Annotated in this window: 20 protein-coding genes; 8 read left to right on the top strand and 12 right to left on the bottom strand. The window is 41.3% G+C overall.

The genetic code is table 11. The annotated features are described in order from the left end of the window. A partial coding sequence (locus tag J8L97_RS16590) for a catalase (protein ID WP_211051419.1) occupies positions 1–1,047 on the bottom strand: 1,047 nt, incomplete at its 3' end. Positions 1,048–1,341: 294 nt separating this feature from the next. On the opposite strand from J8L97_RS16590, the gene J8L97_RS16585 reads away from it, so the two are divergent. From J8L97_RS16585 to J8L97_RS16565, 5 genes are all read left to right on the top strand, one after another. Then, entirely contained in the window at positions 1,342–2,196 is an 855-nt protein-coding gene (locus J8L97_RS16585; protein WP_211051413.1) for a kinase, read from the top strand. Positions 2,197–2,489: 293 nt separating this feature from the next. Next, entirely contained in the window at positions 2,490–2,921 is a 432-nt protein-coding gene (locus J8L97_RS16580; protein WP_211051410.1) for a DUF6326 family protein, read from the top strand. Between the two features lie 37 nt (positions 2,922–2,958). Next, entirely contained in the window at positions 2,959–3,198 is a 240-nt protein-coding gene (locus tag J8L97_RS16575) for a hypothetical protein (RefSeq protein WP_211051408.1), read from the top strand. 165 nt (positions 3,199–3,363) lie between these two features. After that, positions 3,364–3,957: a M48 family metallopeptidase gene (locus tag J8L97_RS16570; protein ID WP_211051405.1), complete on the top strand. Its 594-nt coding sequence runs from the start codon at positions 3,364–3,366 to the stop codon at positions 3,955–3,957. A gap of 1,025 nt (positions 3,958–4,982) precedes the next feature. Continuing rightward, positions 4,983–7,328 carry a collagenase gene (locus tag J8L97_RS16565; RefSeq protein WP_211051402.1) on the top strand — a complete coding sequence of 782 codons (2,346 nt, stop codon included), beginning with the start codon at positions 4,983–4,985 and terminating at the stop codon, positions 7,326–7,328. A 198-nt stretch (positions 7,329–7,526) separates the two neighbouring features. Here J8L97_RS16565 and J8L97_RS16560 read toward each other — a convergent pair whose 3' ends face one another. After that, the gene (locus J8L97_RS16560; RefSeq protein WP_211051384.1) at positions 7,527–8,861 is read right to left on the bottom strand and encodes a HAMP domain-containing sensor histidine kinase; all 1,335 of its coding nucleotides are present in this window, start codon (positions 8,859–8,861) and stop codon (positions 7,527–7,529) included. Continuing rightward, positions 8,854–9,531, bottom strand: coding sequence for a response regulator transcription factor (locus tag J8L97_RS16555; protein ID WP_312037178.1), 678 nt, complete (start codon positions 9,529–9,531; stop codon positions 8,854–8,856). Before J8L97_RS16555 ends, J8L97_RS16560 begins: the two co-directional genes overlap by 8 nt. A 368-nt stretch (positions 9,532–9,899) precedes the next feature. Between J8L97_RS16555 and J8L97_RS16550 the strand changes: the two genes are divergently transcribed. Beyond that, positions 9,900–11,156, top strand: coding sequence for a hypothetical protein (locus J8L97_RS16550; RefSeq protein WP_211051381.1), 1,257 nt, complete (start codon positions 9,900–9,902; stop codon positions 11,154–11,156). Between the two features lie 135 nt (positions 11,157–11,291). On the opposite strand, the gene J8L97_RS16545 is transcribed toward J8L97_RS16550, so the two are convergent. The 9 genes from J8L97_RS16545 to J8L97_RS16505 form a co-directional block, all read right to left on the bottom strand. Continuing rightward, entirely contained in the window at positions 11,292–12,146 is an 855-nt protein-coding gene (locus J8L97_RS16545; protein ID WP_211051378.1) for a Tim44 domain-containing protein, read from the bottom strand. Between the two features lie 116 nt (positions 12,147–12,262). Further along, complete coding sequence (locus tag J8L97_RS16540; RefSeq protein WP_211051376.1) at positions 12,263–12,976, bottom strand: DUF3379 family protein; 714 nt, start codon at positions 12,974–12,976, stop codon at positions 12,263–12,265. Continuing rightward, positions 12,976–13,491: a sigma-70 family RNA polymerase sigma factor gene (locus tag J8L97_RS16535; RefSeq protein WP_211051372.1), complete on the bottom strand. Its 516-nt coding sequence runs from the start codon at positions 13,489–13,491 to the stop codon at positions 12,976–12,978. The genes J8L97_RS16540 and J8L97_RS16535 overlap by 1 nt, the downstream gene beginning before the upstream one ends. A 61-nt stretch (positions 13,492–13,552) precedes the next feature. Further along, positions 13,553–15,187, bottom strand: a complete 1,635-nt coding sequence (locus tag J8L97_RS16530; protein ID WP_211051369.1) for a BatD family protein — start codon at positions 15,185–15,187, stop codon at positions 13,553–13,555. Then, complete coding sequence (locus tag J8L97_RS16525; protein WP_211051366.1) at positions 15,181–17,061, bottom strand: VWA domain-containing protein; 1,881 nt, start codon at positions 17,059–17,061, stop codon at positions 15,181–15,183. The genes J8L97_RS16530 and J8L97_RS16525 overlap by 7 nt, the downstream gene beginning before the upstream one ends. A 1-nt stretch (position 17,062) precedes the next feature. Then, on the bottom strand, positions 17,063–18,049 hold the full coding sequence (locus J8L97_RS16520) for a VWA domain-containing protein (RefSeq protein ID WP_211051361.1): 987 nt from the start codon (positions 18,047–18,049) through the stop codon (positions 17,063–17,065). Beyond that, the gene (locus J8L97_RS16515) at positions 18,042–18,476 is read right to left on the bottom strand and encodes a DUF4381 domain-containing protein (protein ID WP_211051358.1); all 435 of its coding nucleotides are present in this window, start codon (positions 18,474–18,476) and stop codon (positions 18,042–18,044) included. Before J8L97_RS16515 ends, J8L97_RS16520 begins: the two co-directional genes overlap by 8 nt. Before the next feature lie 5 nt (positions 18,477–18,481). Next, entirely contained in the window at positions 18,482–19,429 is a 948-nt protein-coding gene (locus tag J8L97_RS16510) for a DUF58 domain-containing protein (RefSeq protein ID WP_211051355.1), read from the bottom strand. 2 nt (positions 19,430–19,431) lie between these two features. Further along, entirely contained in the window at positions 19,432–20,388 is a 957-nt protein-coding gene (locus J8L97_RS16505) for an AAA family ATPase (protein ID WP_192508047.1), read from the bottom strand. Positions 20,389–20,681: 293 nt separating this feature from the next. On the opposite strand from J8L97_RS16505, the gene fadI reads away from it, so the two are divergent. Then, complete coding sequence (gene fadI / locus J8L97_RS16500) at positions 20,682–21,992, top strand: acetyl-CoA C-acyltransferase FadI (RefSeq protein ID WP_192508046.1); 1,311 nt, start codon at positions 20,682–20,684, stop codon at positions 21,990–21,992. Further along, positions 21,992–24,205, top strand: coding sequence for a fatty acid oxidation complex subunit alpha FadJ (gene fadJ, locus J8L97_RS16495; RefSeq protein WP_211051352.1), 2,214 nt, complete (start codon positions 21,992–21,994; stop codon positions 24,203–24,205). The genes fadI and fadJ overlap by 1 nt, the downstream gene beginning before the upstream one ends. Positions 24,206–24,604 lie beyond the last annotated feature (399 nt).

Genomic DNA, 24,604 nt, shown 5'->3' with positions numbered 1-24,604 from the left:
AGGGATTTGATTTGCGTTTACACCAACACGGTATCGATGCGCATCTTGGTATGCAATTAACCTTGCTTGTAGCATTTTATCTGGTGATGCACCGATACCAGGCACCAAATTACTTGGAGCAAATGTCGCTTGCTCAGTTTCAGCAAAGTAATTATCAACATTGCGATTGAGTTCAAGTGTACCAACATCAAGCAGTGGCACTTCATTGTGAGGCCAGACTTTGGTTAAATCAAATGGATTGACACTCAGCTCCTTTGCTTGTGCTTCCGTGATAACCTGTAACTTGACTTTCCAACGGGGAAAATTACCTTGCTCAATGGCAGCCACTAAGTCTTGCTGTGCGCCAAATGATGGGTATTTATGAGCATCATCACTAGATACCGTTTCGATACCTTGTTGGGTTTTTAAGTGCCATTTTACCCAAAACCGTTCACCATCTTGATTCCAAAAGCTTAAGGTGTGTGAACCAAAGCCGTGCATATGTCGGTAGCTTAATGGAATGCCTCGGTCTGACATTAAGATGGTCATTTGATGTAATGATTGAGGATGATTTGCCCAGAACTCAAACATAGCAGCCGGATCGGGTAAGTTAGTTTTTGGGTTTTTCTTTTGAGAATGGACAAAGTCTGGAAACTTTATCGGATCATTAATAAAGAACACCGGTGTATTGTTACCAACCAGGTCAAAATTGCCCTGTTCGGTATAAAATTTCACTGCAAACCCACGTGGGTCCCGTGCATAATCACTTGAATCTTGGCCGCCCCCGACAGTTGAGAAACGGACGAATACGTCAGTTTTTTGCTCTGCTTTTTGTAAGAAGCTTGCGATACTATAGTGTTTCAACGATGTGTTTAAAGTAAATGTCCCATATGCCCCAGTGCCTCTTGCGTGCACCACTCTTTCAGGCAGTCTTTCACGGTTAAAGTGTGCTAGCTTTTCAAAAAGCCTGAAATTATCAAAAGTAAGCGCGCCTTGCTCACCTGCAGAAATACTGTTGTTATCGTCTGAAATTGGGGCGCCAGCCGCTGTAGTAAGAGTCGTTTTCATAATGCCTCCGCAATAGTGATCAAGTATTAATTAGACCTAACGGTCTATGTTCAGTGGCTGCCATGACAAAATTAAGTAAGCTATGGGCTGTCCACACAATGCAGTATAGAGAGTCTATTAGTATCTTATAAATGATATAAATAGCTTGTTTTAATCAATTTAATCGATGGTATTTGTGACATATGTTGTTATGTATATGTAAGTCATTGGAGGCGTTGATTTGTGTGGGGCTGCATATATTAATTATGTTGGTAAACTCAAAGTACTGTAAATAATTACCAGCATGGGTTAACAATGAAAAAGTGGCAGTACGCATTTTTGAAAAAGCAGGGGTTGCCAGCACATTATATCCAAGATGCTGAGCCGATACTGTCATGGTTCAACGCGGCGTATACTCATGCGCAAGTCCAATCTAACCGTTTACCGTTTTGTCTTGGTATTAACGGCGCACAAGGCAGTGGAAAATCAACTTTGGCAAACTATTTAGCTCGCGCATTAGAGGCACAAGGATTAAGTATTGCAGTTGTCTCTTTGGATGATTTTTATTTATCTCCTGAAGAGCGGAGCATACTTGCTAAGCAACATCACCCGCTGCTGGCAACGAGAGGAGTGCCGGGAACCCATGCAATAAAATTTGCCATCGAAACTGTTCGGTTGTTTAAAGCTCAACAGGCATTTACTTTACCAAGATTCGATAAATCACAAGATAGACCATTTCTTCCGAAGTATTGGCAAACGATAGAAGTGCCGCCAGATATTCTGATCTTTGAAGGTTGGTGTGTGGGATTAAAATCAGAGCCCTTGGAACGGTTATGTCACCCTTGTAATACATTAGAGGCGCTGCAAGATACGCAGGGTAAGTATCGGCGTTACGTAAATCAATGTTTAGCGGCGGACTATCAGACCTTGTTTTCTTTAATTGATAAATTAGTGTACTTGAATGTTCAAACGTTTGAGCGTGTTTACCAGTGGCGGCAGCAACAAGAACAGCAATTAAAATGTAAATCTGGAAAAGGCATGACTGAACAAGAGGTTTCTCAATTTATACAGTATTTTGAAAGGCTTACTAGGTGGGGAATGGCTTCGTTACCAGAGCAAAGTGATTTATCAGTCACTATGGATAGCACACATCGTTTCAATCTAATCTAACTCTTCATTCAGTACTGCACTGTCTCAACCCGAAGTTATTTAGTATCACGTTTACGTGGTTTTTAAACTTTTGTTTTATATGCTTTTAAGTTTCAATATGTCTTACCTTGTAGTCTTGGACGACATACGCGTCGGCAAAATATATGCTTTTCGAAAGCCATGATTGTAGGTGTAGATACCAACTTTGAGGCAAAGAAACAGTAATTCAGTAATGCGGTTGTCAAGTTTAAATATAAGAACCGCTTTACCTTTACTCATAAAGTGTGTGTTTTAACGATAAAATGGAGTGACCAATGAGTGAAATGAATAGCACAGAGTCAAAATTTGAAGATTTTAAAATAAATGTAAAGTTGAAGATTTCAGCACTTTGGATAGCGGTCATGTTTTGCTATGTATATGGTGATTATATACAGATATATGTGCCAGGAATTATGGCTAAAGCAATGGAGGTAAATAGCAGTATTGAAACTCAACTCCAATTTCTTGCTGTGGCAGTACTTATGGTAGTCCCAAGTGTGATGGTGTTTTTTACATTGGTACTTAAACCAACAATAAATCGCAGGGTGAATATCATCGTTTCTATGTTCTTTATACTCATGCTGGTTGTAACAAACTTGACTGAAACCTGGTGGTTTTACTTATTCTTAACAGCAGTTGAAGTGGCTATATCGGTTTCAGTTGTACTATATGCATGGCATTGGCCGAAAACATGCAAAGCAGAATGATTTCTGAATAATAACGATCCGTCATAGAGGTTTAAAAATGAATATTCAAAAAGTAATCGTATTGTTTATGTGTTTATGTAGTGTTTTGAGCAGGGGGTCTGATGCGAGTGTAGAAAATGCAATTGAGGCTTTTGAAAATAATGAGCTTTCACGAGCTCAAAAACTGTTGTTACAGAATGACGAGCTCAGTTCTATTAAGTTCACTTATTTAGCGCGTATTGCCTTCGAACGCCATCAACTTGATGATGCTGAAAATTATATTATAAAAGCGATATAATTAGATGACAAAAACGCACATGCTCATTTTGTGTTTGCCGATATTGCTGCTAAGCAAGCGGACGCCGCGAGTGTTTTCAGTATAATGGGTTACCTTGAAAAGGTTAAATAAGGATTAACACTGGCGGTAGAATTTTCTCCTAATAATGTAGAATATCGAGAGTCGTTGACCCAATATCATATGCATGTGCCGACCATATTAGGGGGAGATTTAAAGGTAGGGTTAAAACATGCCCACGCACTGAAAAAAGTGAGTCCTTTGCTGGGCGCAACGGCATTAATTCAGGTGTATGGTAAAATGGGAGATGAAGAAAAGCTCAGTCAAATATCAAAATTAGGTATGCGAGATTTTGGTGATGAACCACAGTTTCATTATCAACTGGGAATATACCATCAAACCCAAGGACGTTATGCTGACGCGTTAGTACGCTTTCGCAAGGCGACAGAATTAGATACTAGCACACCCGAACAATCTAGAGCGAAATACAGAGCATTATTTCAAATTGGTCGAACAAGTGTACTCAGTGAACGCTATTTAGATGAGGGAGAAAAAGCATTGAAACGGTATCTAAATGAAGCGGTAATTTCTAATAAAATGCCAACAAAAGAGTGGACGAAATTTAGGCGAGCAAATATTTTAGAGGCAAAAGGTCTAAAACTCAAAGCGAAGCGTTTGTATCAGGACTTAGCGAATTATGTTGTAGACGGCGAGTTGAAAAAACAGCTAACGAACAGAATAAAAAAGTTAAAATCACTTTAGTAACTCAGCGGATGGTATTGGGAGGATATTTTCCTTCAATAGGAAAGAGGAGCTAACGTTTAGCTCCTTATTTTTATCTAAAAACGACGAGTAGTCGATTGATATTGCAACCTGGCGTACTCGAGTCAAAGTTAATCGTCACTTCTTTATTTGTTGTGGCAGCAGTCAAGGCCGCACTGTAAACATTCTGTAAGCCAGCAGCTGTTACGCCATTTTTGTTGGCAGATAAATAGTAGTATTTGGGTATAGAAGCATTTGTGCATTTAGCATGATCTTGTGTGAAAGTAAGTACAACATCTCCATTAGACTGAGGGTAAACTTTGTTGATTGCAGATGTATGCTATGTCGGTTCTGCACTTGCGAAACCAGATATGCTGAGCAGGGCTGTGATAGCACATACGTTGCTTATTTTATTCATATTGACTCTCGTTTAAATTCAACTTCATTTTAGAGATGTCTGGGATGAGAATAAAACTTGCAAAAGCTATATATACGTATCGATCTTCAGGTATGACGTAGCGCTGTAAAGGTTATCAGAATTCCTATTTGCAGGTCTCATGCTCAAGGGGATTTTACATTTCCATCATTAATTATATTGTATACAATTTACATTATACCTTTGTTTGTGTTACAAATACGAACGTTGTGTTTAAAACGAGTCACGGCTTTGGCTAGGGAACATCTGCATGGCCCAGAATAATTGACATCGTGTTTATTAAAAAGACTGGGCTTATATTTGTTAATTTACGCCTGTATTACAGCTTTTAAATTTTATGTAATGCATTGTATTTAATGGCAATTAATGGAAGTAAATGATGTGTGTAATCAAATAAAGCATAAATATAAAACACGCTCAGTTTAAAGTGTTCATGCTAGAGAGGTGAGGTGTTGTTACTTGATTTTTACCGAGTCCCACTAGGCTTTTAATATCAAGTGACGATTTAGCCTCTCTTAGACCGAAACATCAGCCCATCTGAGCTATCGAAGATATTGAGTATTAAAATAACAATTAGAAGGAAAACCAAATGCTTTTTAGAACATTGACCTTATCAAGCGCAGTGCTGCTTGCACTATCCGGCTGTGGTGGGAGTAGTTCATCAACAGAAACGCCCATAGTCCCAGTAGCAGAAACACCCGTAGTAGATCCTCCTGTGGAAGATCCTCCGGTAGAAGATCCTCCTGTGGAAGATCCTCCGGTAGAAGATCCCCCAACTACACCAGAAGTCGATTTCTCTAGCGCGGATGAGCCTGCACTGAAACTGGATGTGGTGAAACTAAATATTAGTACTACAGAAGGACAAGGTCGATCGTATTATGTAGACGTGCCTGAAGATAGTGAAACGTTAGTGGTGAGTTTATTTTCGGGCACTGCTAATAACGGTTTAGGTGATCCTGATTTGTATGTGAAATATGAAGAAGAAGCAAGTGCAGGTGCAGAAGGTGTGTTTGACTGCGTTTCATATTTTGGTACTGACGAAAATGAAGGGTGTATTATTGACAAGCCAAAAGCGGGTAGATACCACATATTCATTGATGCGTATGAAGGTGGGGACGCCGTTGATGCTTCCATGTTTGCAACAACAGAGCTGTTCAGCGGCAATGTAATGTGTGATGAACCTGTACGGATCCGCGCACAATCTATGACTGAAGCAGAACTCAATGATGCATGTGATATTGTTAAACGTACCAAGAGAGTGTTCGATGAAGTATTGCATTCAGGTATTACTCCAGAATTTCAACAGGCGGTTGAAAATGACCTGAATGAAATCACCAATATTCATATTTTCGAAAGCTTATCAAATCATGCTGCTTGGGCTGAGCATTTGAGAAACACTAGCAATACCAGCGGCATTTATTTTGAAACATCCCCATCACAGTGGTGGCATAGTTCTGATATTTGGACTTTTGATGCTCTTGAGTGGAGTGGCGGACGATCGGTACTTCGATCATTTGCGCACGAATATATTCACGCATTAGATGGGCGATACAACAAAGAAGGCGGCTATAAAGGCAGTTTAGGTTGGTGGAGTGAAGGCCTCGCTGAATATTTGAGTACTTTCTATAATAGGTACTATTCACGTGTCTCAACTGCGAATAGTGAGGAGTCTTATACGTTAGCTGAAATCTTCGCTGGTGATGCAAATATATACACTTGGGGACAGCTTGCGGTTGCTTTTTTAATTGAGCAACGTTCTGACCTTGTGTCTCAAATGCTTGTTCATATGCGTGCTGGGCAGTGGGAAGAGTTTGACACCCTAATGGCAAGTATTGCTGCTGATAATCAACCAGCGTTCGAAAACTGGTTAAAGATGACACTGACCGAGCAATATAAAGCAAGTGTCGAAGTTGTTGCACTTGGCGATTACCAACAGATTAATGGTCGTGGTGGTTGGTTATTTTCTGTGGATGTACCAGCTGGCTTACCTTCTGTAACATTTGCTACCTCAGGCGGCTCGGGGAATGTTGATTTTTGGGTTAAGAAAGGCGTTGAAGTTCATCCTTCTATCGATACTGAATTTACTTGTAAGTCAGTTACAGACAACACAAATGAGGAAAAGTGTGTACTGGCTACGCCTGAATCAGGCAAGTATTACATTGCAATTTCTTCAGACTTTATAGGGTCAGATATTATCGACCTTAATTTCACAGCATGTGCAGGTGATGAGTGTAGTGTTACGACTCCAGAGCCAATCCCACTTGTTTCAGCCACAGAACCTTACTTACCACATTGGCCAGAAAAAGGGACTATTGGTACCTGTAGCTTAGCAGAAACCTACTATGATTCTGACAAAACAGCGCAAGATTTAACGATCACTAACCCAACTGAAAAGTTGGTGAAAGTGTATTGGTTAAATAGAAAAACAGGTGAGAAGTCGGGTGACTCTTATGCCACTTTAGCTAAAGGCGAAAGTTATACCGCGGATGATTGGGACGTGGGCCATAGGATCATGCTTACCGATGGTGCCGACAACTGTTTAGGTGTCGCACTATTGAATGAAGAGAATAATGCATTTGAAGTAACACAAGAGATGGTTAAAAATGCTTTAGATGTTGCGCCTCCACCGGTGATCCCAGATGCAACAGCCGAGATGGGGAGCTGCGATTTAGCAGTACCTTATTCAAGAACGTCAGACGCAGCGCCTGACTTACAAGTTGTGAACACCATGACTTCAGCAGTTAAACTATATTGGATCAACAACAACACAGGAGAGCCGTTATTGACAACGACTTATGCAACACTAGCGCAAGGTGAAATCTATACAGAAACATTTTGGTCTGCGGGTGATCGCATGATGGTTGCAGATGAAGGTAATAACTGTATTGGTGTATTGGATCTCAATAATACCAGTAATGTTTTTGTACTTAAATGAGTTTCAGCCTAAATTGATGTTGCTTTAGTATTTATCAGTAAGTGAATCAGATAGGCTTGGAGTCTTACGGCATGGCGCTATAAATTTAGCGCCATGTTTCATATGAATTGTCGTGTATTAGAAGTGCCTGTCTAGCACACAGATGAATATGAACGGCTATTTATTCATCTCTCTATGGTTTTATAGGAAGGGTGTTTTTTACAAAATAGGGAGTTTAATTATAAACATGGCGCCACCAGAGGAAGATCTGGCTACATTAACTTCTCCACCCAATTGATTAACAGCACCTTTTACAATAGCTAACCCCATGCCGAGTCCCCCGGTTTTTCTAGTACGACTGCTGTCTAATCGAGCATAGGGAACAAAAATAGTGTCGTGGTCATGCTTTGATATGCCTTTGCCATCATCTTCAATCGTTATTTTGAGCACACCTTTTGTACTTATAACTGTTATATCAACTTGTTGCTTAGCATGTTGCGCCGCATTTTTTAGCAGGTTATCAATAATTAACCGCAAGTGCGTTGAATTACAGTAAACGGTGATATTTTTGCAACAAAGGGTGTTAATACTTATCACTGAGCGCAGTGTAAGCTGTTCGACTCGATATGCGATAAAGCGGTTTAAATTAAACGTTTTGTTACCGCCTTCTTTTACCTGCATGTTGAGTTTGGAGAATTGAATTACTTGTGTACAGAGCTCATCAATGTCGCAGATATATTGATCAATATTGTCAATTAAGGCAAGTTGTTCAGAGGTGCGACTGTGTTTTCTGAGGATACCAGAGGCCAATTGTATTCTACTAAGCGGTGTTCTGAGCTCATGTGGAACGGCTTGTGCAAAAATTTGGCTTTCATTCATTTTATTAGATAATGCAGTCGCCATACTATTGAAACTTGTTGCGAGAACAGTTAAAGGCTCTGAAAGGGGCTTAACCCGAGCGGCTAAATCGCCTTTACCAAATTGGTAGTTCATTTGGTTTAAGTGATTGATTTCTTTTTGAAGCTTTCTTATCGGCAGGTATAAAACAACTCCGATCACTACGACAATAACAATCAAGACAATAAAAGGGGCATATACTTCTATATCGAAAGAGGAAGTAGGCAGAGCGTATTCTTGAAGCGAAAATTCTTGTTGTTTGTCTTTGATAATGAGTTTATCTGAGCTGTCCTCGACTGAATGAATAGATAATAAAGCTTCGTCTTTTAATTGATATACATCGGCGTTGTTATAGCGTGCTATAAAAGTGCAATGTGGACACGATAGACTGATATTGTCAGAACCTAACCATATAAAATCAAAAGGATACAGTGAGTTATCAATACCGCGATAGAAAATATCCGCAGGTGTTTTGGTCATTTCCCTTTGGTTTTCCAATACATGCTTTACAAATAAAGTATCTGTTACAAAGTCAGCTATTGCATCCCGTTCATTCCACTTATCTAAAATAAAAATCGTCACGAAAACACTGCAAAAAATAGCCAAAAATAATAAGCCATATAAGCGGGTAAAAAACGGCATGATCAGCTTATTCATTGATGAGTAGATACCCTTTATTTCGAATTGTTTTGATCCGTTTATACGGTTGTTGGTCATCATTGAGCTTTTTTCTAAGTCCAGAGATACGCATGTCTATGGAGCGATCTGAGATCTCATAATGAATGCCTCTGAGTGCGTGAATACAATCCTCTCGTGATACTGTCTGGCCTGCATTTTTGTGCAGCAGTGCGAGCAAATCAAACTCAGAGGTCGTTAAATTAACTAATGTGTTGTTTAATGTTACTGAGAATGTATCATAATTGATTTCAAGCGTATGAGATGGCTCATTGTCGGTCTCTATGACGTCAACGTATGTTCTTCTTAGTAGCGCTTCTATTCTGGCGGACATGATATGTGGTTTTACTGGTTTTCTTAGGTAATCATCTGCGCCGCATTTTAATAAGCTGACTTCACTAATATCATCTTCTCGGGCGGTTAATACGATTATCGGCCCAGTATAAAATGCCCGAGCCTGTTTACACACCTCAAATCCATCGACACTTGGTAACATTAAATCAAGCAAAATTAGGTCGGGAGATAAATGACGAATGGTGGTTATGGCTGTGTTGCCATCCGCAACCACGGTGGTTTGGTAGCCATCACTTTGCAAATACATCTCGGTTAATCGAGCAATTTCATGGTCATCTTCAATTATGAGTATGTGCACTGCGCCTCCGTATATTGTGACAAATCGTGCATTATAGTGTACTGATTTTAGCAAAAGTTTCGATGCTTCTTACAAGCGCTTACAAAGCAATTTATGGCTTACATAGGCTTACGCATTCATGGCCTCTTTTCTTATATGATTTTTGCTAAGTAACCTCAGGTTTGGATAAGGGTTTTGGAATAGGAAATGTTTTGAAAACAAACTTACGTACAATCCAATGATGATATTTTGTTCAATATCAAGGCGCTTTTATGCAGTAATAGCGGGCTATTATAAATGAAAGCAACGCCGAGAGTGAGAAAAATAGCTGTATTGGGCAAATTCGCTTATCCAGAGCTGGGGTTAAGTATTAATCAAGAGGAATACCCATGAAGATAACCTATCTAAATTGCTTTTTAATACCATTTGCTGCGTCACTGTTATTCGGTTGCAATTCCAAATCAACGCCTAAAGGGACTGTGGTCTCGATTGAACCAACGCCACCGATAAACCAAGCGGGCAATACCGCAGGCCTTTCAATACAAACATTGGCACTTGGGATCAGTGAGATCCCGAGCTCGCTTGCAAGTACTTACACTAAAACGCTGAAATTTAATCGTTATACTCAGGTATCAACGCCCAATAGCAAAGCAATTCATATTGTTGCTCAAGATCAGATCACGGATAATCAAATAGTACGAGCACGTTCTATTTTAGAGCACTTTTTAGCACCGCTGCCTGATTCAGAGTATGGCTCAGATAAAACGGCAGTGGCGAATAAAATGTCTGAAAATGGGGCAGTATTATTGCTATTAAATGGGGTTGATGACGGCACAAATAAAGCGGCAGAACTTGATGGGCAACCACTTTATTTTGGTGAGATGCAGGTAGAAGGCCATCAGTGGTACATCACACAAGATTATGCTCATCGAGACGCTTCATATGAAGAAATACTTCATCTGGTACACGATTATGGTATTGGTGTTGATCAAAATACGGCATTTAATGGCGCATTACCGAGCTTTCAAGCCGAAATTCGCTCGGCGCAAATAGATGCGCAGTCACAGAACCTTTGGGGTATGGGAGCTGCGGATTGGATAACTGAATTAACCGCAGAGAATAGCTTATCGCAAGAATATTTAGCCGCCGTTGTGGATGTATATTACGGTTTATGGGGAGCAAATATGGAATTTCCTACAACTGGAATGCATGATTTATATGTTGCTAAGACACGCGAAGATATTGTGACAAAAGACCCACTGGGTGCAACATTAATGGATAATAAGTTTTTCGCTTCTTATTTAACGTATAACGCCAGAATAGATGAAAGTTTTACCGGAGACTTCAGCTTACTGTTTAACGCGAATTTGCCTTATACCCATCATGCACAATATCTAAAAGATGTGACGCTCACTGGCACCAACAATAGCAATGTAATAGTGAATCAACTCAACAATCACATCACGGGAAACATAGCTGAGAACACGGTGATATTTTCAGGATCGTCAGTCGAATATCAAATTACCCATGCTAACACTTATGTAACGGTGGAAGATATGCGAGATAACCGAGATGGGACCAATACACTCATAGCAGTCGAAAAAATCCGGTTTTCAGATATAACATTGGATGTGTTGAGTAATTAACCATACGGTTTGCATGAGCACAATGCGTGAAGGTTTTTGTTGAGAATAAGTGAAGGTGAACTCACTAATACGGCATAAATACCGAGAAATTAAAGCAGTAAAAAAGGCGCATAAGCGCCTTTTTCAAATTATGTATTAGCTATCTATGTGATCTTCAATACCGACGATTAACCAAGGTGCATCTCCTGCCGTTTTGCATTCCAAGTGCCATACTTCATGAATTGGCTCTTCTTGCATATCGCCTAAATCACGGTATTTACCTTTGAACATGATACTGATTTCCCATACGTCAGGTTGTGTATCTGCACGAACCATTTCGGCATCGATAAACATCACTTCTGTTGCTACATCACCTTGCTGTTCGCGCTCTAGCTTGAACTGAGCTACTAATTCAGAGCTTAAATACTCAGCCATTGTGGTGTAGTCTTTGCTATTCCATGCGCTTTGTAATGTATGGTAATGTTGACGTGCACCTTGCAAGAAGCCATTTACATCAAAATCACGAGGTAGATTGAATGGCACATCCTGTTGTTGAGCAAAACCACCGGACGTTGATTGTTGTGCTTGAAACTGTTGAGGTTGGTTAAACGCTTGTTGCTGGTTAAATTGCGGTGCGCCAGCCATTTGTGGCTGTTGACGCTTTGCCATAAAGCTTTTGATGAGCTTGAAAATCACAAATGCCGCAATAGCAAGCATAAGCATTTCCATAAACTGAAAGCCTTCGAAGTCGTCACCTAGCATTGATGCAATCAAACCGCCGGCAAGTAAACCACCAAGTACGCCCGCCATGATGCCTTTTTTACTTGATTTTGGCTTCGCTGTTTTATTTGCAGCCAAAGATTTAGTATCCACTTGCTTTTTTTGTGCGGTGGTACTGGTTTGGTGGGTTTTACCTGATTTCTTACTACCAAATTTTTTGCGGGCTTCAACGTCAAAGCTCGTGGCAAATAATAGTGAGATTAGCGAAAACAATACTATAAAGTTTCTCATAACAATCCTATAAATCTTAAGTCGTTAGGATTTTAAAGAAACTTGTCCAGAAGATAAATATAAAGCGATGAAATTAGGTCGAAAAGAAAAGGCGCAAAGCGCCTTTTTGTAAACCTTTATAACCAGCGCAACGCGCCACTGACTTCATTGTGATAGTCTTCAATAGGTGTACCAATGTCTGCCACTAATATGGTGTCGGCCTTTTGGCCATTGCCTATCATGCCAGCAAATCTTTCATCGTTGAAATGGCTGTCATTATGGTTATATTCATTACCCTGGGCTGGCACTATAAACACTGTCATTGGACCATGTTCAGATTGAAAAACTAAATGAAGGCTTTTTTGACCTTTAAAATTACAGAAAGTGGCATAGGTTACCTTGCCTGGTAAGCTATCAAATTGACCACCCAGCATAGCCAGTTTTTCATTCACAACTTGCAAAGCCACTTCTTGACTACGCTCTAGCGCATTGACTTCATAATAAACATGTTCTAGTGCGTGCTCACCAGCTTGCAAAGGAGCGCTCGTAGCACTCATAAAGTAAATGCCTACCGCTAAAACCATACTTGCAGCCGTAGCGAATGGTTTGTCATATTTTCGATACCATGCAAGTGGGATCACATTGCTTGCTTGGTCTTCTTGTTGCTGTACCAATATACGATCAGCAAGCCCAGCGGGTACTTCTACTTGTAATACACTTTTTAACTGTGCATCAAAGTCTTGCAACTCATCTACCAAGCTTTGTTGCTCTGGATTATCAATCGCATGATCAATGACTTCCGTGTCATTGGGATCTGCAAAAAGTCGACGACGAAATTCTAATTCATCCATCAGTTTGACGCCCCTTTAATAAGTTCATGATTTTCAGTTAAAGCCTCTTTCAGCTGGTTACGAGCTCGGTACAACCGTGTCATCACCGTATTTTTGTTTAACTCTAATATTTCAGCTATCTCTTCACCTGAGCACCCCATCACAACTTGCAATAACAGTGGCTCTCGATATTCAGCAGATAACTTACCAATTTGCCTTTGTATGACGGTTTGTTCCATCTCTTCGTCAAGTGTGACACTTCTATTATCCACTAAGGTGTCATTTTCTACATCAGCGTAATCAAATTGCTTTCGTTCAAAACGCCGAGCATTCTCGCGTCTTAAAATCGTTAATAACCAAGGCTTTGCGGCATTGTCATCTTGCAATGATTCTAATGACCGCCATGCCCGTAAAAATGTTTCTTGTACTAAGTCTTCAGCGACAGTGGGATCATGGCACAACCAATAAGCGAAGCGGTATAGCTCGCTGTGATATACCTGAACCAAGGATTCGTAACGTTTTTGTTTTGTGGTCATGCTAATAAGACCTTGTAGTTGTCAATTTTATTGCAACATTTTTCAATTATTTTCACTTAACTCAGTATAGCTGAGTTAAGTGATTGTCTGCTTTCGCAGTTTTCTTTTTTATGGCTTGATTTAGCATCTGAAAGAGCGCAGATAAATCTACCGAATGTTCACCCGCACTATAAAGTGAAGCTTGTAATTTTGCAATTTCGATATTTAAGTCAGGGTTTGCTAACTGATTAATCCAAGCATCTAAGGTGATATTGTTGGCTTGTGCACTGGCATAGTGCCTCAGAGCATGATAAAAAGCCGCATTATCTTTGTGTTGTGCTGCATTTTGCAATGCTTTCAGCGTTGGAATTGGGGTGTTATCTTCACTTGGAACAGGCGGTTTAACCTGCTTAGGTTTACGAATGATCCAAACAATGATCGTTAATAGCCATATTATGTAACCAGAGAGCATTATTAGCCAGTCGTAGGCATTTCTCGGCTGGGCGATTTGCTCAGCAGTCAGCGTAGACGTTGCATCTTGTGTTTTAGCCGGTGTAGAGCGTACAGGGGCTGTTACTGTTGGAGTCGCGATTTGATTTACATCAGCAATGACGGAAATAGTTCTAGCAGGCAAAGTAGCATATTCAACACGTTTGATAACGGTATTGAACCAAGGAACTTTCATCTCAGGTAACGTATACGTGCCTGGAGTCTGCGGCACGAGAGCAAAGGACGTAATGAGTTGTGAAATAACCCTTCCATCACGAGCCAGTTGATTTCGATCGCTTTCATCTGGGTAACTACGAATCCCTGATATTTGCGCCATACTAATATCGGGCAATTGCTCTTTAGTGATGCCAACAGCGGTCAGTGTTAATGTTCTCGTTATGGGCGTACCGACGGTTACTTCATTGCTACTAGGTTGCCACTCTTCACTTAAATTGACAAGTTCGCTTGGCAACCAAGCACCTTGATAATTTTCAGGAACAGGTTTTACTTCAATTGTGAGTGGTTTAGCAACTGCAGACACAGCCATACGTCGATAATTTTCGCGTATCTGGCCATTGAACATAGGCGGTTCTAACGTGTAATCACCGCTTTTTTGCGGTTGAATGAGATATTCTCGTGTTATCACCATATAGCGACGGCCATCAAGCACTTCGTAATCTTCACTTTGCTTACCCATTAAGGTAATTTGCGCATCGTTCATTACAGGAGCCGTTAGTTGGCCATCCAATAAGTCTTTGCCGATATAAAGTTTTACGGTGTATAAGCCAGCTTGCTGCACATATAGGGTTTCTGGACTCAGTGTAGTTTTAATGAAAATGTCTTCTTGTGCTGTGCTATCTTGACTACGCGCAATCACTTTTAGACTAATGGACTGAGAGCTTTTCCCATTGACAGTAAAGCTTGGAATGGTAAATGTGCCTGCTGTGCGGGCTAATAACTGCATTTGCCATGTAGTTTGACTGCTCATACTCCCGTTTATAATGTTTGTACGTGAACCTACGCTCATAGGACTAACGACGAACTTTTGTGCTAGCGCACTGGTGTCAGGCTGGCTGCCTGAGACTTTGCCATCCGCTTCGATAGTGAGGGTGAAATACTCGCCAACGAGTACGGGGTTCTTATCAACACTGGCACTGAGTCTTTCAAAAGCGGCTACACTGTAGCTACTCATTATTAGGAATAGGGGGATCAGTAAACGCATTACCATGATTTTTCAACTCCTCTACGGCGCTGCTGCTGAGCACGCTGTTGTGCTTCTAACTGCATTTTGTTACGTAATAAAATAGCGGGATCATCAGGCACTTTTCTCAGTAACTGACTCAGCTGCTGCGCTTTTTCTTTTTCTTCAGGGGTAAGTGGTTTTGCACTCACGTCTCCTATTGGAGAGCTTTCTTGTTGCTCCGGTGCTTGGCTTTCCTGTTGAGGCTCGGCAGGTTGTGTATTTTCTTCAGGTGTTTGATTGTCTTCAGGTTGCTCTGTATCACCTTGCTGAGCAGCTTCGGAGTTATCTTGAGCGTCTTGTTTCTCGCTGTCACTTTGCATTTGCGGGTCGTTATTTTGTTCGCCATTTTGCTCAGATTCGCTACTTTGCTCTTGTTGATCAGATTCATTTTGGTCAGCGCTTTGCTGTTCTTCAGAATTACTCTCATCGGAACCTTCGCCTGACTGATCTTGAGATTGCTGATCTTGATCTTTATTTTTAGATTCGTCTTCAGATTTATCTTGTTGTTCTTGTTGCTGCTGCAACAATTGCTCTACGAGTTTTTTGTTATCAAGTGCTTGCTGTAATTGTGGGTCGTAACTCAGTGCACGCTCATAGGCAGTAATTGCTTCTTCAAGCTTTCCTGATTTAGCGAGTGCATTGCCATAGTTATACTGCCCAAACGCAGTTTTTGTGGGCTCTAATACACGTGCAGCGTCTGCAAATTGCTCTTGCTTGTACAATGCAGCGCCTTTTAATTCAAGGTTATCAGCGGAACTAGCGTCAGAAAAGTTATCTTGGTTATAAGCCGCTAGGGCATTTTGGTCAGTGTTTTTGAACCAAGATTGCCACTCTGCCGCGTAGACCGTATCATATGGCAGTAACGTAACCATTATAATTGCCAATGTTATTCCCGCTTGTCTGATAAGTAATAATGCCAAAGGTAATAAAATGAGTAATCCATATTGCCCAGCATCTATTCGCCATAGCATTTCGGTTTGCTGTGTTTCATCCAATTGTGTATGGCTATTTTGTGGCTTGAATAAGCTAAGGTCTTGCACCCCTGGGCTATATGCTGCAAATTGACCTCGTTGTGATTGTGCCAAATTAGATAATCGAGATACATTTAGCTTAGGTACGACGATTTGTCCGGAATTGTCTTTTAAAAAACCACCTTCAGGTAAAGCAATTGGGGCACCTTGTTCAGTACCCACAGCATAAATATGTAATCTGTATGCATGATTTCTTAATTCAGCATGAATATCATCAACATCTTCTTGGTCTAGGCCGTCTGTGATTAGTACGATTTCACCTTGTACATAGCCTGCTTGTTGAAGTAGTTCTATTGCTTTATCAACCCCAGCAAGGACATTTGAACCCTTACTTGGCATAATCGCAGGACTTAAGCTAGGAATTAAATTACTCAGTGTTTGTGCATCGCTTGTTAAAGGTGAAACGGTAAAAGCATCCCCTGCATAGGCGACGAGTGCAGTATCACCTTCTTTAAATAACTCAACCATATCGAGGGTTTTAAAACGCGCTTGGGTTAAACGATTCGGTGCTATATCAGTTGAATACATAGAATATGACATATCCATCAACACCACACGTGCTTGCTTTGTTTGAAATACGGGTACTTGTTGTTTCGAAAAGCTAGGGCCTGCAACACATATAATTGCCGCGAACATGAATACACTGATCAGTATGGGGCTATGAGTTTTTCGTTGTTGCGTACTATCACTGAGCATAACGCTTGCTAAATGCGGTGCAATAAGCGGGCTATGTTTATGCTTTGCACGTTTAACAAAGGCAATGGTGGTCAGCAACGCCCATGGAATGAGTAACCACAGCAATTCAGGTCTAATAAATATAAACTCCATACTAGGCCTCCTGTTTTAAGCCGCGTAAGGCTTTGATGAGAATTGAGAGCATTAATAATGTTAAGACAGCCAATAACGGCCAGTAGAATAAAGCGACTTGCGGTCTAAACGTTTGCGCTTCATCACTAATCGGTTCAAGTTGGTCAAGTTCTTGATAAATTTGTTGCAATCCACTGACATCTTTGGCTCTAAAATAGCTACCGCCAGTTTCTGTCGCAATATGCTTGAGGGTTGCCTCATCAATGCTACTTCCCGCAGAGCCACCCATGCCAAATAGGCTAAATCCACCACGGCCATCTGAGCCAACGCCAACGGTATACACTTTGATACCTTCTTCTCTGGCCAAAATAAGCGCTTCTTCTGGTTTCAAATTCCCTGCGGTGTTTTGCCCATCGGTTAGCAGTATTAAAATGCGGTTGCTGTCTTGTTTTTGACTGAATCGTTTTACAGCGAGTCCCAAAGCATCACCAATCGCGGTCGCACGCCCAACTAAGCCGATTTGTGCTTCTGTTAGCATTTGGCTTACTGTGCTTAAATCTCTCGTAAGTGGGGTTTGTAAGAAGGCTGTGTCGCCAAATAGAATTAATCCTAATCGATCTCCTTGACGTTGCTTGATAAAATCACTTAATACCGCTTTTACGACTGAAAGCCTGTCTACGTAACGGCCTTGATATTCCATGTCTTGTTCATTCATCGAGCCAGATAAGTCGACAGCAAGCATAATATCTCGTCCTTCATTGGGTAAGGCGACAGGGTCATCTAACCATTGCGGATTTGCCGCTGCAACTACTAAAAGTAACCATATAAGTGCTTCTAGCCATGAGACTTTACGTTGATGCTGAGTGATTTTTGGAGCCAATGAAGACAAGCTAGCAAAACTTGGCATTCTTAAACGTTGTGGGGTAGCTTGTTGTGTAGGCTTGAATTTTACCATTATCCAAGGGAGCGGTAATAGTAAAAAAAACCAGGGCCAACTAAACTCAAACATTCACTTTCTCCTTGAGTTTAAATGTACGAATGGCAACACTCAGCTTTTTGGCGAGGTGTTCATTTGGTACTGGAGCATATAGGCTATTAAGCTCCTGCTCATTGAAGGTTTGCTCTGATAATTGGCTCAAGATAGAGGCCCATTTATTTTGTGATTGCGTAGTGGCCAACGTACCATAATAGTGTTTAGCCAACCGCTTTAGCAGAATATGCAATGCCTGCGGATCATTTTGATGTAATTGACTTTGGTTAATCGCCTGCTTTTTCGCTTGTTTATGACATTGAGCGGTGTACAGTAGTCGGCATATTAACCCTATCAATAATAGTGTACTGATAAGAGCGGCCCAAGCCACTGGCGATAAGGGCCACCAAGAAACTTCACTCGGGGGCAGTACGTCGTGTAAGGCGTCAAGTGGTGATGCTTGCATTTAAATTAATACCTCAAAATTTGCGATTCAAGCGCGGTTGCTGCACTAAACCCTTGCATGGTCATGCCTGCACGTTTTAATCGTGCGAGGCGAGCGGAAAATGCATGTTGAGCTTGTTCGGCAAATTTTTCTCTAAACCCTTTGTCCATCAATGGTAATGTCCAACTTTGTTCTCCCGCAGATACAGTCAGTGCCTCTTGATGCGCTGGAAGCTGGAGCTCGAAAGGGTCAGTGATATGGCAACCGATTAGTTCACAATGACGAGCTAAACGCTCTAATTGTTTAAAACTGGCATCATCAAGATGAGTGAAATCAGAGATCAAATAAATTAAACTTCCTGGCTTCGCTAAATGAGCCATGCGCTTTAAATTAGCTTCAAAACTGCTCTGGGCGCTTAATTCTCTATTTTCAAGAGATTGCTTATGTATGTCGACCAATTGATGGCAAAGCGCTAACACGCCTCTATCACGGGCTGTTGGTTTTAGCTCATGATGTCCATATTCGCTAAATACAATCCCGCCTAATCGGTCACCGCGTTGGCATGCGGACCATGCCACAAGCGCACTTAAATGTGCAGCTTGGACTGACTTTAATAAGAGTTGTGAGCCGAAAAGCATATTGTTAGAAAGATCGGTGAAGACAAATACCGGTCGTTCTTTTTCTTCTTGGTATAGCTTAGTGTGTACTTCGCCGGTGCGTGCGGTAACGCGCCAGTCAATCGCTCTTATATCATCGCCGTATTGATATTGTCTTACTTCGGCAAACTCCATGCCTCGACCTTTATGTGGAGCCAGATATTGTCCAGCTTGCGCACTTTTCACTCTGCTTTTTGGGCGCAACGAGAGCAAGTTGGCTTTGGGCTTATAATAAAGCAGTTCTTTGAGGCCTAATTCAGCACCATTGCTATGGCACTGGTTTAAAAAAGCCTGCGGAGATAGTTGAGATTGGCCCATGATTACGGTACTGGAACCAATTCTAAGATCCGACGAATAACTTGATCTTTGGTGATACCGTCAGCTTGTGCTTCGTAGCTTAAAATAATGCGATGGCGTAACACATTGTATAAAACACCTTGAATATCTTCAGGGGTTACGAAGTCACGGTTTTGTAACCAAGCGTTGGCACGCGCGCATTTGTCTAGCGCAATTGTAGCACGAGGGCTTGCCCCAAATTCAATCCATGAACCCAGTTGCGGATCAAGCTCCCCCGCTTCGCGAGTGGCAACAATCAATTGAACTAAATACTGTTCCAATGGCTCAGCTAAATGCATAGATAACACATTTTTTCTTGCCGCAAAAAGAGTGTCTTGGCTAATAGGAGAAAACGTCACCGGTTGCTCCGACAGCGCTTCGCCTCGGGTTAGTCGTAGTATTGCCAATTCATTTTCTGCACCTGGGTAGTCAATATTCAGATGGAGTAAAAAACGGTCTAATTGGGCTTCAGGTAATGGATATGTCCCTTCTTGCTCTAATGGGTTTTGGGTCGCCATTACCATAAACAAATCAGAAAGAGGGTAGGTGTTTTTGCCAACCGTTATCTGTCGCTCCGCCATGGCTTCTAGCAAAGCAGATTGTACTTTAGCGGGCGCACGGTTAATTTCATCAGCTAAAATTAGGTTATGAAATAGTGGGCCCTTCTCAAAAACAAACTCATTGGTTTGTTGGCGATAAATATCTGTACCTGTGACATCCGCAGGTAATAAATCAGGGGTAAATTGAACGCGTTGAAAGCTGCCTTCTATGCCTTGTGCTAGCGCGTTTACAGCGCGTGTTTTTGCTAGCCCTGGAGGTCCTTCAACAAGTAGATGACCATCAGCTAATACAGCAATTAACAGCGCTTGGGTCAATTCTGGTTGACCTATAATTTGGGTATCAAGATAGTTTTTTAGTTCAGAAAATTCATTTACAGCCATTGCTTTGTCCTTGTACTGACAAATTTTTCCTAAGTTATAAGGATTTCACTCCAAGAACTCAAGTCTTTCAAATTAATTTTTTTGGTTATTTTGCGTTTACTTAGACCGTGTGTTTCTATTTAGTTCCCTTGTTTTTTCAATAACTTTTGCAGCTGTATAAAAAACAAACTAGGGTAGAGGGAGTTTGCTTCTTTTGTCATCAATATTGAATTTTCTATTGGCATTATGAAAGGGGTTGTTTAGAATCAGGATAAATAAAACAGGTCAGACCTGTCAGCGGGAGAGCAAAATCAATGTCTGAACAAAATATTCTAAAAACAACAAAAGGCGATAGAATCGCGATTGTGAGTGGTTTACGTACGCCATTTGCGAAACAAGCGACGGCGTTTCATCATGTGCCCGCATTAGATTTGGGTAAATTGGTCGTCAATGAAATGCTTGAGCGTCTGAACTTTGATAAGAGTGAAATTGACCAGCTGGTTTTTGGACAGGTAGTGCAAATGCCAGAAGCTCCAAATATTGCGCGTGAAATCGTATTAGGGACGGGTATGCCAGTATCGGTTGATGCCTACTCAGTATCTCGAGCATGTGCAACGAGCTTTCAAGCGATTGCTAATGTTGCAGAGTCAATCATTGCAGGTTCAGCGACAGTGGGTATAGCGGGCGGAGCGGATTCATCTTCTGTGCTACCGATTGGTGTCAGTAAAAAGCTTGCAGGCAGCTTAGTCGATTTAACCAAAGCGCGTACATTAGGTCAGAGATTACAAATATTTTCTAAACTACGTTTGAAAGATTTAATGCCCGTTCCGCCAGCCGTGGCTGAGTATTCTACGGGTCTTTCTATGGGCCAAACCGCAGAACAAATGGCAAAAACACATGGGATCAGCCGTGCAGATCAAGATGCAATGGCGCATCGTTCACATTCATTGGCAGCTAAAGCATGGGCGGACGGTTTGCTTAATGAAGAGGTGATGACAGCACATGTCCCTCCTTATAAGTCGTTTATAGAGCAAGATAACAATATTCGTGGTAATTCAACACTTGAAGGTTACGCAAAACTTAAACCTGTGTTTGATAGACAGCATGGTTCAGTGACCGCGGCGAATGCAACACCGTTAACGGATGGCGCAGCTGCGGTCCTAATGATGAGTGAAAGCAAAGCTAAAGCACTGGGTTATGACATACTAGGTTATGTACGCAGTTTTGCATTTTCAGCGATTGGTGTACAAGAAGATATGTTGATGGGGCCGGCTCACTCGACGCCAATAGCGCTTGATAGAGCGGGGATCAGCTTACAAGATTTAGATCTTATTGAAATGCATGAAGCATTTGCTGCACAGGCATTGGCAAATATGAAAATGTTTGGATGTGATAAGTTTGCAAAAGAAAAGCTCGGGCGCGCAAAAGCACTGGGTGAAATTGATATGGATAAATTTAACGTCAATGGTGGTTCACTTGCTTATGGACATCCGTTTGCTGCAACGGGTGCTCGTTTAATTACGCAAAGCTTACATGAACTAAAACGCCGTGGCGGCGGTTTGGCATTAACCACAGCATGTGCGGCTGGTGGATTAGGTGCGGCCTTTGTATTGGAGAGTGCATAATGTCAGTATTTACTTATGAGTTAAATGAAAAGCGCGTTGCGATTGTCACTATTGATGTGCCAGGCGAAAAAATGAATACATTGCGGGACAGTTTCGCAGATGATCTACTGGTTACCTTAAAGCAAGGGCAAGACGACAATATTACAGGAATGGTGTTCATCAGTGGTAAAGCCGATAACTTTATCGCTGGCGCCGACATTAAAATGTTGGATAGCGCTGAACAACGTGAAGATGCTTTGGCATTGTCTGAAATGTGCCAACAAGCATTTTTTAGTATGAAAAAGCAGCCCTATCCAACGGTCGCAGCCATTCATGGTGCGGCATTAGGCGGCGGGTTAGAGTTTGCCTTAGCCTGTGATTACCGTATTTGTACCGATAGTGATGTAACCAAACTTGGTTTGCCGGAAGTGCAACTTGGTTTGTTACCTGGCGGTGGGGGCACACAGCGTTTACCTAAGCTGGTTGGTATTCAAAAAGCATTGGAATGGATGTTAACTGGTAAACAAATTCGCGCTAAACAAGCAAGAAAAGCAGGTTTAGTAAATGACAGCGTCCCTCATAGTATTTTACTGGACGTTGCCGCAAAATATGCGATGAAAGGCAAAGCAAAAGCGGTGCAGCCTAAACTTGATAAAATAAGTAAGTTATTAGAATCTAATCCGTTTGGTCGCAATATTATTTTCAAAAAAGCACATGATAATGTGATGAAAAAAACAGGGGGGCATTACCCGGCTCCGTTGAATATTATTAAAGCAGTGCGTGCATCTGTTGAGCTAGGAGAACTAAAAGCGTATAAGACTGAAGCCGAAGGGTTTGCAGATCTTGTAATGACAGATGTATCTAAATCATTGCGTGGTATCTTTTTTGCCACCACTGAAATGAAAAAAGAATATAAAAGTGACGATGTGTCACCTATTAAACGTACCGCAGTATTAGGTGGCGGTTTGATGGGAGCTGGGATTGCGCATGTGAGTGCAGTGAAAGCGGGTGCGTTGGTGCGAATTAAAGATGTCGCGCAACAAGGCGTAAGTAATGCGATGAATTATAGTTATAAAATTCTCTCAAAACGTCAAAAACGTCGCATTATGTCTCACTCAGAGCTGCAACTAACAATGAACCGGATCACAGGCGGCACCGACTATACAGCATTTAAGCATGTCGATATGGTAATCGAAGCTGTATTTGAAGATTTGAACTTAAAACAAAGCATGGTTGCTGATATTGAGCGGGAAAGTCGGGAAGATACTATTTTCGCTAGTAACACATCATCTTTGCCAATCTCACAAATAGCAGAGCAAGCTCAACGTCCTGAAAACGTCATTGGGCTTCATTATTTCTCTCCTGTGGAGAAAATGCCATTGGTAGAGATTATTCCTCATGAAGGCACGTCACAAGAGACGATTTCTCGTACAGTAAACTTTGCCCGCAAACAAGGTAAAACACCTATTGTTGTAAAAGATAAAGCGGGCTTCTACGTCAATCGTATTCTCGCACCTTATGTGAATGAAGCGGCAAATTTACTTTTGGCGGGTGAACCAATAGAAAAGATAGACCAAGCGTTAGTCGAATTTGGCTTCCCAGTTGGACCGCTTGCGTTGCTGGATGAAGTAGGCATTGATATCGGGTCGAAGATAGCGCCTATCCTTGAAAAAGAGCTGGGAGAGCGTTTTAAAGCGCCGAATGCGTTTGAACGTTTAATAGATTCTAAACGCTTAGGTAGGAAAACCGGTCGTGGATTTTATACCTATGAGAAAAAGGGTAAAAAAGTTGACGAGTCGGTGTATGAGTTATTGGGGATCACCCAAAGCCCCCGTTTAAACAAGCAAGAAATAGCTAGCCGATGCGTTGCGCAGATGCTAAATGAGGCGGCTCGATGCTTAGATGAAGGTATTATTGCTAGCGCCAGAGATGGAGATATCGGTGCAATATTCGGTATTGGTTTCCCCCCATTCTTAGGCGGACCATTTAGCTATATGGATAAGCGTGGGATCAATAAAGTGTGCTCTGAACTGTCGACTTATGCATCAGAAAATATGGTGTTTACGCCAGCTGAAAGCTTAATGAAATTGGCTGATTCTGGAGCGCGTTTTTATGCAACTGATAAAGTTCAAACGGTATTGGTAGAAGTGCCAACTGAACAAGCTAAAGACTCAGTACAAGCTGAATCTGATAATGTGGTTGCTAAGCCAAGTAGTGAAGAAAAGCCCGCATGATCTGAGGCGACTTACTTTATTTAGAAAAAGGCTGTGCATTGCATAGCTTTTTTTTTGTAAAATAGCTGTTTTTACACTGCATAATTGTGCATTTTAAATAAATTGAGTTCGTAGTAGTTTTCGGTATTAATGCATTATCAGGTAACTGACCTTCCATATTTTCGGTGTGTTGTATCGTCTTGGTTTAATGCACTAAAGCCAGACACTAACTCTTGTAATACCTATCTTTGCTTTGCTGGTTTATTACTTGGCGGTAAAATTTATATTAAAATACAAGGCTTTTTAGGAAATTGAAAAAGATATTCTCTCCGTTGAGAAATAAAGATTATGGAACGACTTTTATCTACCTTAATTTAGATTTAACCCCTTTCTAGCGAGTGGTGAAATAGTGACATAATA

Source organism: Pseudoalteromonas sp. MMG012 (genome assembly GCF_018100875.1).
In the GTDB taxonomy this organism is placed as follows: domain Bacteria; phylum Pseudomonadota; class Gammaproteobacteria; order Enterobacterales; family Alteromonadaceae; genus Pseudoalteromonas; species Pseudoalteromonas aurantia.
The sequence above is the reverse complement of the archived record's forward strand: the minus strand, read 5'-3'. Positions and strand labels throughout refer to the sequence as shown.